The following is a 14862-nucleotide window of genomic DNA, read 5'->3' as shown; positions in this document are numbered from 1 at the left end:
TTCAATCATGGATATTGTGTGTCCACAATAGGGCGGTCCCGGTACGATGGGCAAGTGAAACTCCCCGAGACCTCCGAATGGGTGCTGCACACCGTCGCGGTGATCGCCCAGCTCCCCGCCGGGTCGACGGTGTCGGGTGCGCAGCTCGCCGAGCACTTCGGCGTGCCGGGGCCGTACCTCTCGAAGCAGCTCGCGAAGCTCGTCCGCGCCGGCATCCTCACCGGGAGCACGGGGCCCCGCGGCGGCTTCCGCCTGGCCAGGGAGCCCGAGAACATCAGCGTCCTCGATCTCGTCACCGCGGTCGACGGCGCCGCCGACCCCTACGTCTGCCGTGAGCTCCGTCAGCAGGGGAGAGGAGCCGCCCGTCCGGAGGACTGCACCGCGCCGTGCGCACTCGCCGTCGTGATGCGCCGTGCCCACGAGGCCTGGCGAGGGACTCTGGAGGCGGTGTCGATCGCCGAGGTCGTCGCCACGCTCCCGGACACCGTCCCGGCCAAGAACCGGCGCCTCCTCCTCGGACCCTGACCTGCCTGAACAGGACGGACCGTACCGAAGAGGACCGAGCCCGGGTCAGGTGTCGAAGCTGAGACTCAGCTTCCGCAGCAGGGCGGCCAGCCGGTCGCGGTCGGCGCGCGAGAGGGCGCGCAGGAGGTCGGCCTCGGCGTCCACGAGCCGGGTGATCGCGGCGTCCACGCGGACCCGGCCGTCGTCGGTCAGGGTCACGAGCACGCTGCGGCCGTCCGCGGGGTCGGCTTCACGGCGCACGAAGCGACGGCCGACCAGACGGTCGATGCGGTTGGTCATGGTGCCGCTCGACACGAGGGTCTGCTGCAGGAGCTGCTTGGGCGAGAGCTGGAACGGCGACCCCGCCCGGCGCAGCGCCGACAGCACGTCCCACTCCCAGGGCTCGAGGTCGCTCCTGCGGAACACCTCGCGGCGCGCGCGGTCGAGGTGCCGGGAGAGGCGGTCCATGCGGGACAGCACCTCGAGCGGGGAGAAGTCGAGGTCGGGCCGCTGCGTGTTCCACGCGCCGACGATCCGATCGACCTCATCCGCCTCGCTCATCCGTTCATTATCGCTCCCGGCGGCATCGCGACCGCGGAGGACGCGGGGAGCAGCATCGTGAGGAACGCGCTGTGCGGGTCGGGGAGGTAGGAGCCGAACGGCGGACCCTCCCGGAAGCCGGCGGCGGCGTACATCGCCCGGGCCGGATCGAAGAAGGGGTCCCGACCGGTTTCGAGCGACACGCGACCGATGCCGCGCGCGCCGGCGTCGTCGAGCAGATGACCGAGCATCGTCCGCCCGAACCCGCGTCCGCGGAAGGCGGGATCGGTGCGCATCGACTTCAGCTCCTCATGTCCGTCCTCGACGACCGCGAGGGCGCCCGTCGCGGCGATCCGTCCGTCGACCCGTCCCGTGAAAAACCGGACGCGTGGAGTCAGCAGCCGGTCGAGCGGAAGCGCATGCTGGCTCTCGGGCGGAGCAGTGCCGTCCATCTCCGCGTGGTGTGCGGCGATGAAGGCCGCGATCTCGGGGGTGGCGACGGTGACACGGTCGATCACGAGGCTCATCGTCCCAGCATCGCAGAGCCGTGTTTCGAGCGGATGACGAGCCCACTCGGCGTGCGCCTCACGCACAGGAAGACGGGCGAGGACGTGGCAGACTTATCGGGCGGTGCCCCGGGGGCAGCGCGGTCCGCCGTGGTGTAATGGCAGCACGACAGCCTTTGGAGCTGTGAGGTCTAGGTTCGAGTCCTGGCGGCGGAGCATGACTGAGAACAACCTCGCCGTCGTCGTCCTCGCCGCGGGCCAAGGCACGCGCATGAAGTCGCGCCTGCCGAAGGTGCTGCACCGGATCAGCGGGCGGCCTCTGGTCGGACACGTGCTGACGACGGCGACTCGGCTGCACCCGTCGCACATCGAGGTCGTCGTGCGGCACGAGCGCGATCAGGTCGTCTCCGCGCTGCGTGAGGACTACCCGGACGCCGTCTTCATCGACCAGGACGAGGTTCCGGGCACGGGCCGCGCCGTCCAGGTCGCCGTCGACGCGCTCCCCGCAGACTTCGACGGCGACGTGCTCGTGCTCTCCGGCGACTGCCCGCTGGCCGATGCCGAGACGCTCTCGACGTTCCTCGCCGAGCACCGCGCCTCCGGAGCGCCGGCGACCCTCATGACCGCCCTCGTCGACGACCCCACCGGCTACGGGCGGGTCATCCGCGATGCCGACGGCACCGTGGACCGCATCGTCGAGCAGAAGGACGCGACGGCGGAGGAGGCGGCGGTCAGCGAGATCAACGCCGGCATGTACGTCTTCCGTGCTGCCACACTGCGCACCTACCTGCCCCGGATCGGCGTGGACAACGCCCAGGGGGAGATGTACCTGACCGACGTGCCCGGCCTCGTGCGCCGGGACGGCGACCGGGTCGCGGCGTCGATCGTGTCGGACGTCGAGGTCACGTTCGGGGTCAACGACCGCGCCCAGCTCGCCGAGGTCGGCCGTCGTCTGAATGCCCGCATCGTCCGTCGCTGGCAGCTCGAGGGCGTCACCATCGTCGACCCGGCCACGACGTGGATCGACGACGACGCCACGCTCGCCCCCGACGTCACGATCCTGCCGAACACGCAGATCCTGCGCGCGACGACGATCGCCGCGGGCGCGACGATCGGACCGGACACGACTCTCGTCGACTGCGAAGTGGGAGAGGATGCGGTCGTCCGTCGCACCGACGCCACTCTGGCCGTGATCGGCGCCGAGGCGACCGTGGGCCCGTTCTCCTACCTCCGCGCCGGCACCGTGCTCGGCCCGAAGGGCAAGATCGGCGCCTACGTCGAGACGAAGAACGCCGAGATCGGCGAGGGGAGCAAGGTGCCGCACCTGTCGTACGTGGGCGATGCGACGATCGGCCGTGGCGTCAACCTCGGCGCGAGCACCATCACGGCGAACTACGACGACGTCAACAAGCACCGCACGGAGATCGGCGACGAGGTGCACACCGGCTCGCACACGGTGCTGGTCGCGCCCGTTAGGCTTGGTCCTGGTGCGAAGACCGGCGCCGGCGCCGTCGTCCGCAAGGACGTCCCGGCCGGTGCCCTGGCCATGAGCGTGGCCCCCCAGCGCAACATCGAGGGGTGGGTCGAGAAGAACAGAGCAGGGACGGGCGCGGCGGATGCCGCGGCCCGGGAGAATTCGGCGGAATAGGCGGAGCATGGCCCGGAAGAAGAAGACGGTCGACCTGGATCGCGACAACGGCGTGGCCCCCGGCCTCGTCGCCAAGACGAAGAAGCGTCTGGTCATCGCTGGTGGTCGATCGCATCCCGAGCTGACGGCGGCCGTCGCCGCTTCGCTCGGCACCGAGATCGCTCCGGTCGAGCACCGCACCTTCGCCTCCGGCGAGATCTACGCGCGCTTCGAGGTCTCGATCCGAGGCTGCGACCTCTTCCTCGTGCAGACCTTCGGGGAGCCGGTCAACGAGTGGCTCATGGAGACGCTCATCATGATCGACGCCGCCAAGCGCGCTTCGGCCAAGCGCATCACCGTCGTCGCGCCGTACTATCCGTATTCGCGTCAGGACAAGAAGGGCCGTGGCCGTGAGCCCATCAGCGCCCGCCTCGTCGCCGATCTGCTGAAGACGGCAGGCGCCGACCGCGTGATGAGCGTCGACCTGCACGCCGCCCAGATCCAGGGCTTCTTCGACGGCCCCGTCGACCACCTGTTCGCCAAGCCGGTGCTCCTGGACCACTTCGAGCGCACGCTCACGCCGGAGGACCGCGAGATCCTCACGGTCGTCTCCCCGGATATGGGGCGCGTTCGCGTCGCCGACACCTGGTCGGACAGCCTCGGCGCGCCGCTCGCGATCATCCACAAGCGCCGCGACCCGAAGGTCGCCAACCAGGTCTCCGTGCACGAGATCGTCGGCACCGTGGAGGGACGCACCTGTCTCCTCGTCGACGACATGATCGACACCGGCGGCACGATCGTCAAGGCGGCGCAGGCGCTCAAGGCGAACGGCGCGCACCGCGTGATCGTCGCGGCGACCCACGCGATCTTCAGCGACCCGGCCTCCGAGCGGCTGCAGGACGCGGCGATCGACGAGGTCGTCGTCACGGACACCATCCCGCTCTCCGCGTCGCGTCGCTGGGAGAACCTCACGGTGCTGCCGATCGCGCCGCTGCTCGCGCGGGCGATCCATGAGGTCTTCGAAGACGGCTCCGTCACGAGCATGTTCGGCGGAGACGCGTAACTCATCGGGACGGCACAGCCCGTGCATAGCCGGGCTGCTTACGGTCGAGTCATCGACGGAAGAGTCGACCGACGACGACCACGGAGGACCCCATGATCCGCACGACCGTTCCGACCTCTGTCCGCACCGGCACTGCCCTCCTCGGGGTCGCAGGGCTGTTCGTCCTCGCGGGATGCTCGTCGACCGGCGACGCCGCAGACACCTCGACCGGCACCGACGAGACCGCGGGGTCGAGCTCCTCGTCCTCATCGAGCGGGGGTGACGCCTCCGGCACCTACACCGACGGCACGTACACCGCCGACGGCTCGTACCAGACCCCGGAGACGGTGGAGGAGATCACCGTCACGCTCACCCTCGCCGACGGCGTCGTGACGGAGGTCGAGGTGTCCGGCGACCCGAAGGCTCCGGAGACCGAGCGGTACCAGGGCGAGTTCATCGACGGGATCGCCGACGAGGTCGTGGGGAAGCCGATCGACGAGCTGAACGTCAGCCGCGTCGCCGGGTCCTCGCTCACGAGCGGCGGCTTCAACGACGCCGTGGCCTCCATCAAGGAGCAGGCCGCCGCCTAGGCGCGAGGCGTCCTCATGGGGGAGTGGCGATTCGAGGCGATCGGCACCGGGTGGGAGATCGAGACCGGTGCCCCGCTCACGGATGACGTCCGCGCGGCCGTGACCGCCGAGATCGAGCGCTTCGATCGCCTCTGGTCCCGCTTCCGCGACGACTCCGACGTGGTGCGTCTCGGCCGGTCGGGCGGCTCGCTGACCGCTCCGGACGCGGGGCCGATGCTCGATGCCTATCGCGAGCTCGATGCCGCGACGGCCGGTGCGGTGAACCCCCTGGTCGCCGACAGCCTGGAGGCCCTGGGCTATGACGCCGCCTACTCGCTGCGGGCGGGGGAGCCCCGCCCCGCTCCCGCCTCCTGGACGTCCCGGCTGACCTGGGCGGCGGACACGGTCGAGGCGCACGAGCCCGCCCTCCTCGACGTGGGTGCCCTCGGCAAGGGGCGTCTCGTCGATCGCGTGATGGCGGTGCTGGCCGACGTTCCCGGGGACGTGGTCGTGGATGCCGGCGGAGACATCCGGGTGCGCGGCGCCGGCGTGCGCGTCGCTCTCGAGCACCCGTTCGATGCGCGGAAGGCGATCGGCGTGGTCGAGATCACAGACGGCGCGCTGTGCGCCTCGGCCGTCAATCGACGGGCCTGGGGCGAGGGCCTCCACCACGTGCTCGATGCGCGGACGGGACGGCCCGTCCGCACCTGGGCCGCGACGTGGGCTCTCGCCCCGCAGGCGATGACGGCGGATGCCGTGGCCACCGCGCTGTTCTTCGACGGCGGCCCGGAGCTGGCCGCCCGCTGGGGCGTCGAGTGGGTGCGCATGACCACCGACGGCCGTGTGCAGCGCTCGCCCGGTTGCCACGCCGAGCTCTTCACCGCGGCACCCGCCGCTGCTGCCGGAACCCGGGGAGACAGGAACCCATGACCACCGCCTTCGCCGCCGCCCGCCAGCGCGTCCTCGCCGTCCTCGGCGCGCTGTCGATGTACCGCCTCGTGCTGTTCGCGCTGACGGCACTGGCCATCATCGCCCTCGTGCTGTCCCTGTTCGGGGTGATCGTGTCTCCGACGCCGGGGGAGCTGGTGGCGTCCTTCCTCGTGCTCGCGGTCGTGATCTCGGCCGTGGACGCGGTCGCGCAGCGCCTGCTCCGCCTGCCCTGGCGCGTGGAGTCCTCCCTCGTCACTGCCCTCATCCTGCTGTTCGTGCTGCGTCCCGGCATCGAGCCGTCGGCGTTGCTCGGTCTCGGGATCGCCGGTGCGGTGGCCAGCGCGTCCAAGTACCTCATCGCCTGGCGAGGACGCCACATCTTCAACCCGGCGGCGTTCGGTGCGGCGGTCGTATCGATCCTGGGGGCGTTCGACGCCTTCAGCTGGCTCGGCACCTCGTCCTCGTGGTGGGTCGGCACGCCGGTTCTCGTGATCCCCGTCGTCCTCCTCGGGCTCGCCGTGCTGTGGCGTACGGAGAAGGTCGGCGTCGTCCTGCTCTTCCTCGTGGTCGCCGTCGCCACCTCGACCGTGCGGCAGGCAGTGCAGGCCGCGCAGTTCGACGTCTCCTTCGACTTCATGACGGCCGTGTCGTTCGCCATGCTCCAGTCACCGTTCCTCTTCCTCGGCGCGTTCATGCTGTCCGAGCCGTTGACCCTTCCGCCGCGTCGTCGGCAGCAGCTCGTCGTCGCCGTCGTGGTGGGCGTGCTCGCGGGGTGGCCGATCGCCGTCGCGGGCCTCTTCACGCTCGGTCAGGAGCGCGCCCTCCTCATCGGCAATCTCGTGGCCTTCGCGTTCGCGCTCCGCGGGTCCGTCCGTCTCGTCCTGGAGCGCCGTGCCTTCGTGACGCCGACCGCGCAGGAGCTCACGTTCCGGGCGAAGGGACGCGTGCGGTTCCTCCCCGGGCAGTACCTCGAGCTCGATGTCCCGCATCGGCGCCCTGACGCGCGCGGGACGCGCCGCGAGTTCAGCATCGTGTCCGCTCCGGCCGACCTGCCGATCCTCCGCATCGCGTACAAGAACGGCGACCAGCAGCACCCGTCGAGCTACAAGCGGGCTCTCGCGGCAGCCGAGCCCGGTGCGACGTTCGCGGTGACCGGAACCTGGGGCGACTTCATCCTCCCGCGCGGTGAGCAGCCGGTGCTCATGGTCGCGGCAGGCATCGGTGTGACACCGTTCGTGTCGCAGCTCCGGCAGCTTCAGGCGACGGGGGAGCGGCGCGACGTCGTCCTCGTCTACGTGGCGTCCTCGGCGGAGGAGCTCGCCTTCCGCGACGAGCTCGCCGCGACGGGTGTGCGCACCGTCGTGTTCACCCGTGATGAGCCGGACGACCTCCCCGCGCACTGGACCTGGGCGCAGGGCGCCCGCCTGGACGCGGAGACCCTGGAGCGCGCGGTGGGGGACCTCTCGGCGCGGCACGCCTTCATCTCCGGCCCGCCGCGGCTCATCGCCGACCTCGCGCCCGCGCTGCAGAAGGCCCGTTCGCTCACCACCGACGCCTTCGCCGGCTACTGACCTGACCCTCTTCCTCCCCTTCGCGGCCCCGGGTCAGGCGTCGGGCGGAGTCTCGCCGGGAGGAGTCATCGGGATCCGGACCGTGAAGGTCGTGTCGCCGGGCTCGCTGTCGACCGAGATGTGGCCGTGGTGGCCCTCCACGATGGCCTTCACGATCGCGAGACCGAGCCCGGTCCCTCCGGTCTGCCGGGCGCGGGAGCTGTCCCCGCGGGCGAACCGGGCGAAGAGCTCGTCGCGGAGGGCGGGATCGATCCCCGGGCCGTCGTCGTGCACGCGGAGCACGGCCTCGTCGCCCTCCCGGGCCACGCTCAGCGTCACCGTGGTCCCCGCGGGGGTGTGGGTCCTGGCATTGGCCAGCAGGTTCGCGACGACCTGATGCAGCCGCCCGGCATCACCGACGACGGTGACCGGCTCATCCGGCACCTCGATGTTCCAGTGATGATCGACCGCCGTCGGCCGCGCATCCGAGAGGCCCTCGAGGGCGAGCTGGGCGAGGTCGACCGTGCCGTACACGAGTTCTCGTCCCTCGTCGAGACGGGCGAGGAGCAGGAGATCCTCCACGAGCCGTGTCATGCGCAGCGACTGCGCCTGGATGCGCTCCAAGGAGGAGGTCGTGCCCTCGATGACCGCGTCTTCCTTCGTCGCCTCCGGTGCCTGACGCAGCGCTCGCAACGAGAGCTCCGAGTAGCCGCGGATCGAGGCCAGCGGCGTGCGCAGCTCATGGCTCGCGTCGGCGACGAACCGGCGCATCTGCTCCTCGTTCTTCTGGCGCGCCGCGAGGGACGTGTCCACGTGGTCGAGGAGCTTGTTGAGCGCGGCGCCGACGAGCCCGGTCTCCGTCCGCGGATCGGCCTCGCTCGCCGGTACGCGCTCGGTGATGCTGACCTCGCCGCGGTCGAGCTGCTGATTGGCGACTCTCGTCGCGGTCGCTGCAACCGCCCGCAGCGGCCGAAGCCCGACCCGGATCGTGACCGCCGTCGTCAGGGCGAGGAGGATCAGGCCGCCCGCCGTCGCGAGCAGGATCACGGTGAGGAGCTGCGTGAGCTGATTCTGGACATCGTCGCGGGGGAGTCCCGTGACGACGACGACGCCGTTGCTCGCGGTGGTCGCGACGACCCGATACGAGCCGAGGCCGTCGAACGAGACCGTGGCAGGGGTGCCGAGCGCGACCGTGCCGTACAACCTCTGCAACTGCTCGGGAGTGAGCGACTGCGGCGTGCTGTTCAACGCCCCACGGCTCTCCTGGAACGTGACGCCGCTCGGTCCGGCCACGGGGCTCCCGAGCGAGAGCAGCAGCCCGGGGACGCGGGTGTTGAGGAGGGGGAGGATGTTGTCGACGGTCGCCTCGGAGGGCGCGACCCGCTCCACGATCCCGTCCCGGATCGTCGCAGCGTAGGTCTTCACCTTGTTGTCGAGCTGGTCCTCGAGCGTGCTGCCCAGGGTGGCGCTGGTGATGACGGCGACGATGACGAGGATCAGCGACACGAACCCGATCACCGCGGTCATCAGCCGCGTCTGCAGGCTCATGGGCCGCCGCGTCACCGTCGCTCCGCTCACTGCGGGGCCTTGATCATGTAGCCGACGCCGCGCACGGTGTGCAGGAGGGGCGTGCGGCCGGCGTCGATCTTCTTCCGAAGGTACGAGATGTAGAGCTCCACGACCGACGACTTGCCACCGAAGTCGTAGCTCCAGACGCGGTCCAGGATCTGCGCCTTGGACAGCACCCGGCGTTCGTTGCGCATGAGGTAGCGCAGCAACTCGAACTCGGTCGCGGTCAGCTCGATCTCCACGCCGTCCCGGACGACCTCGTGGCTGTCCTCGTTGAGCGTGAGATCGGCGACGCGGAGGATCGACTGCCCGTCGTCGGCGCTGGCGTGTCCGGTGCGCCGGATGATCGCGCGGAGCCGGGCGATCACCTCCTCCAGGCTGAACGGCTTGGTCACGTAATCGTCGCCCCCGGCGGTGAGCCCGGCGACGCGGTCGCCCACGGCATCCTTCGCCGTGAGGAAGAGGACCGGGACGAGGTTGCCTGCTTCGCGGAGGCGCTTCAGCACGGCCATCCCGTCGAGGTCGGGCATCATGATGTCGAGCACGAGGGCGTCCGGTTCGAACTCCTTCGCGACCTGGATCGCCTCGAGGCCGGAGGAGGCGGTGCGCACCTCCCAGCCCTCCATGCGCAGGGCCATGGCGAGCAGATCGGTGAGCATCTGCTCGTCGTCCACGGCGAGGATGCGCAGAGGGGAGCCGTCGGGGCGGCGCAGTTCGGGCAGGTCGCTGGTCATGCCTCTATTCTGCGGAACTTCCTATGTGATTTCTATGGAGCAGGCTATGGGTTCTCTGGGAGATGTCCGCCTCATAGAACCCTCATCATCCGTCCCTCGAATCCGCATAACGGTCGTCCCTAGCGTCGGTTCCGCGCCGCGATCGTCGCGGCGGGAGGAGAGACATGTACGGACGATATCTGCGGCGCGAACTCGCGGGCCGCAAGAAGCAGACGGCGATCGTGGCCATCGGGCTCGCGATCGCGATCGGACTCGTGATCGTGGTGAACGCCCTGACGACCGGTGTGCGCGACGCCCAGGCGCAGTCGCTGGCAGCGGTCTACGGAGTGGGGACGGATCTGACCGTCACGGGTGCCGCCGCGGAACCGGGCGACGGGACAGGACCGCGGTTCGAGTTCGACGAGGACGCGGGCGAGAGCGACGGCGAGACCACGACCCTGGAGCAGTCGACCCTGCGCACGGACTTCGGCCGGACGACGCTCGACGCCGCGGTGCTGGACACGGTGGCCGGCACCGACGGCGTCGCGGCCGCGACCGGAGCGCTGAGCCTGACGAACTCGACCTTCTCCGGCGAGCTGCCGAGCGGCGGCTTCGGCGGGCAGGACGGCGCAGAGGGCGGCGAGGCGCCCGCGGAGGGCCAGGCGCCTCCGCAGGGCGGCGGGGGCCGCGGGGGCGGGGCGTTCGGCATCGACTCGTTCACCGTCCTCGGCATCGACCCGTCCGCGACCGAAGTCGGCCCGCTGGCCTCCGCCGAGATCGGCGAGGGGCGTGGGCTGGACGCCGACGACAGCGGAGACCTCGTCGCTCTGGTGGACAGCACGTACGCGGCGACGGAGGACATCGCCGTCGGCGACACCCTGGACGTCGCGGGCTCCGACGTCGAGGTCGTCGGCCTCCTCACGTCGGCGTCCGATGCCGCAGACACCGCGGCGGACGTCTACCTCCCGCTCGACACCGCACAGGAGCTGGCCGGCGTCGAGGACGAGATCTCCACGGTGTACGTGCAGGCGGATTCGGCGTCGTCCATCGACGAGGTGCAGACGGCCCTGGCGGAGGAGCTTCCCGACGCCACCGTCTCCTCGCAGTCCGAGCTCGCCGCGACCGTGTCCGGCTCGCTCTCGAACGCGACGGCGCTCGTCACGAATCTCGGCACCTGGCTGTCGATCATCGTCCTCGCCGTCGCCGTGCTGCTCTCGGTGCTCCTCACCCTCTCCGGCGTCGGCCGCCGCACCCGCGAGTTCGGCACGCTCAAGGCGATGGGGTGGTCGAACGGCCGCGTCGTGCGCCAGGTCGCCGGGGAGTCGATGGTGCAGGGACTCCTCGGCGGAGCAGCAGGCCTCGTGCTCGGCCTCGCCGGGATCCTGATCATCACCGTCGTGCAGCCGACCGTGGCCGCCGGATCCACGGCCGTCGGCGGAGGCCCGGACGGAGGAGGAGGCTTCGGCGGCCCCGGCGGCATGGCCCCGGGCGCGGAGACCGCCGACATCGTGCTGCAGGCACCGCTGACCCCCTGGGTGCTCGTCGCCGCCGTGGGTCTCGCGGTGCTGGGCGGACTCGTCGCCGGCGCCTTCGGAGGCTGGCGGGCGGCGCGACTGAGCCCGGCCGAGGCCCTGCGGTCCGTCGCATGAGCGACGTCGCGAACCACGCAGGAGAGAAGGAGACCGAGATGACCACGATGACGGATTCCGAGGCCCGCGTTCCGGCCTCGTCTGCGGCGACCCCGCTGTACCGGGCGACGGGCGTCACCCGCACCTATACGCGGAGGGGACGGACGGTGACGGCGCTCACCGGCGTCGACCTGGAGATCATGCCCGGCGCCTTCGTCACGATCCAGGGGCCGACCGGAGGGGGCAAGTCGACGCTGCTGCAGCTGCTGGGGGCGCTCGACACCCCGACCTCCGGGACGCTGCAGCTGGACGGCCGTGAACTGTCGTCGGCGTCGCCGTCGGAGCTGGGACGGATCCGGGCGCAGGAGATCGGCTTCGTCTTCCAGGGGTTCAACCTGATCCCGACGCTGACGGCGGCGGAGAACGTCGACATGGCCCTGGAGCCGCTCGGCATCGACCCGGCGGAACGACGCACGCGGGTCACCGCCGCCCTCGCCCACGTCGGCCTGGCGGACCGCGGAGACCATCGCCCCGCGGAGCTGTCCGGCGGACAGCAGCAGCGCGTCGCGATCGCGCGGGCGATCGTCAAGCGCCCGCGGGTGCTGCTCGCGGACGAGCCGACGGGCAACCTCGACGAGAGGATGCGCGACGAGATCCTCGACCTCCTCGAGCGGCTGTGCGCGGAGGGCATCACCATGGTCGTGGTCACGCACGACTCCGCGGTGGCGCGACGCGCGACGAAGCGACTGCGTCTGACGCAGGGGACGGTGAAAGACATCACCCGATAGCCGGCGGCGCGGGGGAGGGGCGGACGGCGAGCCGCCCCTCTTCCGCGATGTCCGACCCCGGGTCTACCGTGTGCTCATGGTCGACCACGTCGAATCCGCACAGCCCACCGTCCACCGTCCCTCCACCGTCTCCGAGGTGGCCGCGCTCGTCCGCGCCGCCGCGCAGGAGGCGGTCCCCCTGACCGTCGTCTCCGGCGGCCACGGGCCCTGGTCCCACGCCTCCGCCCCCGGTCTGCGGCTCGAACTCGGGGAGCTCTCCTCGATCGAGGTCGACGGCACCGCCGTACGCCTCGGTGGCGGTGCTGTCTGGGGCGATGTCGCGACAGCCCTCGCCGCCCATGGCCTCGCCCTGAGCTCCGGCGACACGGCCAGCGTCGGTGTCGGCGGTCTCACGCTCGGCGGCGGCATCGGCTGGATGGTGCGCGCCTGGGGCCTCGCCGTCGATCAGCTCGTCGGCGCCCAGGTCGTCACCGCGAGCGGAGACGTGGTGGAGGTGTCGGCCACGCAGCATCCCGACCTGTTCTGGGCGCTGCGCGGCGGTGGCGGCAACTTCGGCATCGTCACCCGTTTCGATTTCGAGGCGCATCGTCTGCCGGGGATCGCGCTGGCCGAGTCCGTCGTCGAAGGTGACGCGACGGCCGTGCTCCGGGCTGCGCGCGAACTCCTCCGCGACGCCCCGCGCGAACTGACCGTCACGTACATGGACGTGCCGCCCATGGACCCGAGTGCTCCGGCCGGTGCCCGGCTGACCGCCGTGTGGGCAGGGCCCGACCCGGAGGCGCTGCGTGTGGAGCTCGCGCCGATCACCGCCCTCGACGGTGTCACGACGGAGATCACCGAGCCCGCCTACCGGGACATCCTGATGGAGATGCCGCAGCCCGAGGGCGGCGAGGCTCCCGCCCCTCCCGGGTTCCTCGGCGGGAACGGGCTCGTCGCCGACCTCGACGATGAGACGATCGATCGGCTGGTGGCGTATCGGCGGGAGTTCCCCGCCTCGGTCGTCTTCCTCCGGTCCCTCGGCGGGGCGTTCGGCGACGTGCCGCAGGAGGAGACGGCATTCCCGGCGCGCAGCGCGACCTGGTTCGTCATGGCCGGTGCCTTCGACATCCCCGGACTGCTCGACGAGCAGGGGCGTGAGAAAGCCGCCGCCGACGCGCAGCGGATCGTCGAGGGCCGCCTCGCCGAGTACAGCAACTTCGTCGACCGCGAGCGACCGGACGCGGTGTCCGGGATGTACGGCCGCGACGGCTACGCCCGTCTGCGGGCGGTGAAGGCGCAGTGGGACCCGCAGAACGTGTTCCGCCGCAACCACAACATCCTCGTCTGACGCACGAAGGGCCGGGCACCGTACGGTGCCCGGCCCTTCGCAGACCCGAGGTCAGTGCGTGTCTTCGGCCTCGATCTCGGAGCGGTCGCCCGACCACAGCGTGTGGAAGGTGCCCTCCTTGTCGATGCGCTTGTAGGTGTGCGCGCCGAAGAAGTCGCGCTGGCCCTGCACGAGAGCAGCCGGAAGGCGGTCGGCGCGGATGCCGTCGTAGTACGACAACGACGACGAGAACGCGGGAGCCGGGATGCCGGACTGCGCCGCCGTGACCACCACGCGGCGCCATGCCGCCTGGCCGCGGGTGAGCGCCTCGGCGAAGTACGGAGCCGTCATCAGCACCGGCAGGTCGGGGGTCTCGGCGTAGGCGTCCGCGATCCGGTTCAGGAACTGTGCGCGGATGATGCAGCCGCCGCGCCAGATCTTGGAGATCGCACCGAGATCGATGTTCCAGCCGTACTCGGCGGCACCAGCGCGGATCTCGTCGAAGCCCTGCGAGTAGGCGACGATCTTGGAGGCGTAGAGCGCCAGGCGGACGTCCTCGACGAAGGCGTCGACCTCGTCGGCCGGGACCGTGAACTCCTCGTCCGGGCCAGGAAGCGCCGCGGCGACCGCGCGCTGCTCGGGGTGCGAGGAGAGGGAGCGGGCGAACGTCGCCTCGGCGATACCCGAGACCGGAACGCCGAGCGAGAGCGCGGTCTGCACGGTCCAGGCACCGGTGCCCTTCGCGCCGGCCTGGTCCAGGATGACGTCGACGAGCGGCTTGCCGGTGGACGCGTCGACCTGCCGCAGCACCTCGGCGGTGATCTCGATGAGGTACGACTCCAGCTCGCCGCGGTTCCACTCGGCGAAGATCTCGGCGATCTCCGCGGGCGTCTTGCCGGTGCCGCGACGGATGAGGTCGTAGGCCTCGGCGATGAGCTGCATGTCGGCGTACTCGATGCCGTTGTGCACCATCTTGACGAAGTGGCCGGCGCCATCGTGGCCGACGTGCGTCACGCACGGCTCGCCCTCGGCGACCGCGGCGATGGACTTCAGGATGGGTCCGAGCGTGACCCAGGACTCGTCGGAGCCGCCCGGCATGATGGAGGGACCCGTGAGGGCCCCCTCCTCGCCGCCGGAGATGCCGGCGCCGACGAAGTTGATGCCGGTCTCGCGGACGGCCTTCTCGCGGCGGATGGTGTCCGGGAAGTAGGCGTTGCCGCCGTCGACGATGATGTCGCCCGGCTCGAAGACCTCGACGAGGGAGTCGATCACGGCGTCGGTCGGAGCTCCGGCCTTGACCATGATGATCGCGGTACGCGGCTTCTGCAGCGAATCGGCGAACTCCTGGTAGGTCTTCGCCGGAATGAAGCCCGCCTCGGGATGCTCGTCGAGGAGGGTCTGCGTCTTCTCGTAGCTGCGGTTGAAGATCGCCACGGTGTTGCCCTCGCGGCTCGCGAGGTTGCGGGCGAGGTTCGACCCCATGACGGCGAGTCCGACGACTCCGATGTTCGCTGATGCTTCGGGCACGGAAGGCTCCTCGGTCGTGAAGAAGGGTTGAGTTCAGCGTATCGCTGTAGGGCGGATCGAGGC

The 14862-nt window shown here is 70.8% G+C and carries 14 protein-coding genes and 1 tRNA gene; 10 read left to right on the top strand and 5 right to left on the bottom strand.

The genetic code is table 11. The annotated features are described in order from the left end of the window. Positions 1 to 54: 54 nt before the first annotated feature. Positions 55 to 525, top strand: coding sequence for an Rrf2 family transcriptional regulator (locus tag KZC57_RS05095; RefSeq protein WP_144882483.1), 471 nt, complete (start codon positions 55 to 57; stop codon positions 523 to 525). 45 nt (positions 526 to 570) lie between these two features. On the opposite strand, the gene KZC57_RS05090 is transcribed toward KZC57_RS05095, so the two are convergent. Then, entirely contained in the window at positions 571 to 1065 is a 495-nt protein-coding gene (locus KZC57_RS05090) for a MarR family winged helix-turn-helix transcriptional regulator (RefSeq protein ID WP_025105633.1), read from the bottom strand. Further along, complete coding sequence (locus KZC57_RS05085) at positions 1062 to 1571, bottom strand: GNAT family N-acetyltransferase (RefSeq protein WP_105950194.1); 510 nt, start codon at positions 1569 to 1571, stop codon at positions 1062 to 1064. The genes KZC57_RS05090 and KZC57_RS05085 overlap by 4 nt, the downstream gene beginning before the upstream one ends. A 123-nt stretch (positions 1572 to 1694) precedes the next feature. Here KZC57_RS05085 and KZC57_RS05080 point away from each other — a divergent pair. The 6 genes from KZC57_RS05080 to KZC57_RS05055 all read left to right on the top strand — a co-directional run bounded on the left by KZC57_RS05080 (position 1695) and on the right by KZC57_RS05055 (position 7289). Beyond that, positions 1695 to 1766 (top strand) — tRNA-Gln (locus tag KZC57_RS05080). Between the two features lies 1 nt (position 1767). Beyond that, positions 1768 to 3198: a bifunctional UDP-N-acetylglucosamine diphosphorylase/glucosamine-1-phosphate N-acetyltransferase GlmU gene (gene glmU / locus KZC57_RS05075; protein ID WP_105950193.1), complete on the top strand. Its 1431-nt coding sequence runs from the start codon at positions 1768 to 1770 to the stop codon at positions 3196 to 3198. A gap of 7 nt (positions 3199 to 3205) precedes the next feature. Next, positions 3206 to 4240 carry a ribose-phosphate diphosphokinase gene (locus tag KZC57_RS05070; RefSeq protein ID WP_025105636.1) on the top strand — a complete coding sequence of 345 codons (1035 nt, stop codon included), beginning with the start codon at positions 3206 to 3208 and terminating at the stop codon, positions 4238 to 4240. 92 nt (positions 4241 to 4332) lie between these two features. Next, positions 4333 to 4809: a hypothetical protein gene (locus KZC57_RS05065; protein ID WP_187661962.1), complete on the top strand. Its 477-nt coding sequence runs from the start codon at positions 4333 to 4335 to the stop codon at positions 4807 to 4809. A gap of 15 nt (positions 4810 to 4824) precedes the next feature. Further along, on the top strand, positions 4825 to 5718 hold the full coding sequence (locus KZC57_RS05060; protein ID WP_247641186.1) for an FAD:protein FMN transferase: 894 nt from the start codon (positions 4825 to 4827) through the stop codon (positions 5716 to 5718). Beyond that, positions 5715 to 7289 (top strand): FAD-dependent oxidoreductase, encoded by a 1575-nt coding sequence (locus KZC57_RS05055; protein ID WP_247641185.1) that lies wholly within the window; start codon positions 5715 to 5717, stop codon positions 7287 to 7289. Before KZC57_RS05060 ends, KZC57_RS05055 begins: the two co-directional genes overlap by 4 nt. A gap of 33 nt (positions 7290 to 7322) precedes the next feature. Here KZC57_RS05055 and KZC57_RS05050 read toward each other — a convergent pair whose 3' ends face one another. Both KZC57_RS05050 and KZC57_RS05045 read right to left on the bottom strand, forming a co-directional pair. Beyond that, positions 7323 to 8816: a cell wall metabolism sensor histidine kinase WalK gene (locus KZC57_RS05050; protein WP_144882487.1), complete on the bottom strand. Its 1494-nt coding sequence runs from the start codon at positions 8814 to 8816 to the stop codon at positions 7323 to 7325. A 26-nt stretch (positions 8817 to 8842) separates the two neighbouring features. Continuing rightward, on the bottom strand, positions 8843 to 9571 hold the full coding sequence (locus KZC57_RS05045; protein ID WP_025105641.1) for a response regulator transcription factor: 729 nt from the start codon (positions 9569 to 9571) through the stop codon (positions 8843 to 8845). Positions 9572 to 9735: 164 nt separating this feature from the next. On the opposite strand from KZC57_RS05045, the gene KZC57_RS05040 reads away from it, so the two are divergent. The 3 genes from KZC57_RS05040 to KZC57_RS05030 all read left to right on the top strand — a co-directional run bounded on the left by KZC57_RS05040 (position 9736) and on the right by KZC57_RS05030 (position 13293). Further along, positions 9736 to 11199 carry an ABC transporter permease gene (locus tag KZC57_RS05040; RefSeq protein WP_247641184.1) on the top strand — a complete coding sequence of 488 codons (1464 nt, stop codon included), beginning with the start codon at positions 9736 to 9738 and terminating at the stop codon, positions 11197 to 11199. Positions 11200 to 11246: 47 nt separating this feature from the next. Continuing rightward, positions 11247 to 11966 carry an ABC transporter ATP-binding protein gene (locus KZC57_RS05035; RefSeq protein ID WP_247641609.1) on the top strand — a complete coding sequence of 240 codons (720 nt, stop codon included), beginning with the start codon at positions 11247 to 11249 and terminating at the stop codon, positions 11964 to 11966. A gap of 76 nt (positions 11967 to 12042) precedes the next feature. Continuing rightward, positions 12043 to 13293, top strand: coding sequence for an FAD-binding oxidoreductase (locus KZC57_RS05030; protein WP_247641183.1), 1251 nt, complete (start codon positions 12043 to 12045; stop codon positions 13291 to 13293). A 51-nt stretch (positions 13294 to 13344) separates the two neighbouring features. On the opposite strand, the gene gndA is transcribed toward KZC57_RS05030, so the two are convergent. After that, on the bottom strand, positions 13345 to 14799 hold the full coding sequence (gene gndA, locus KZC57_RS05025; protein WP_025105645.1) for an NADP-dependent phosphogluconate dehydrogenase: 1455 nt from the start codon (positions 14797 to 14799) through the stop codon (positions 13345 to 13347). Positions 14800 to 14862: the final 63 nt, after the last annotated feature.

The sequence above is a fragment of the Microbacterium sp. KSW4-4 genome (genome assembly GCF_023091185.1).
Taxonomy (GTDB): Bacteria; Actinomycetota; Actinomycetes; order Actinomycetales; family Microbacteriaceae; genus Microbacterium; species Microbacterium paraoxydans.
Note: the sequence above shows the minus strand (reverse complement) of the source record. Positions and strands in the feature narration are given on the sequence as shown.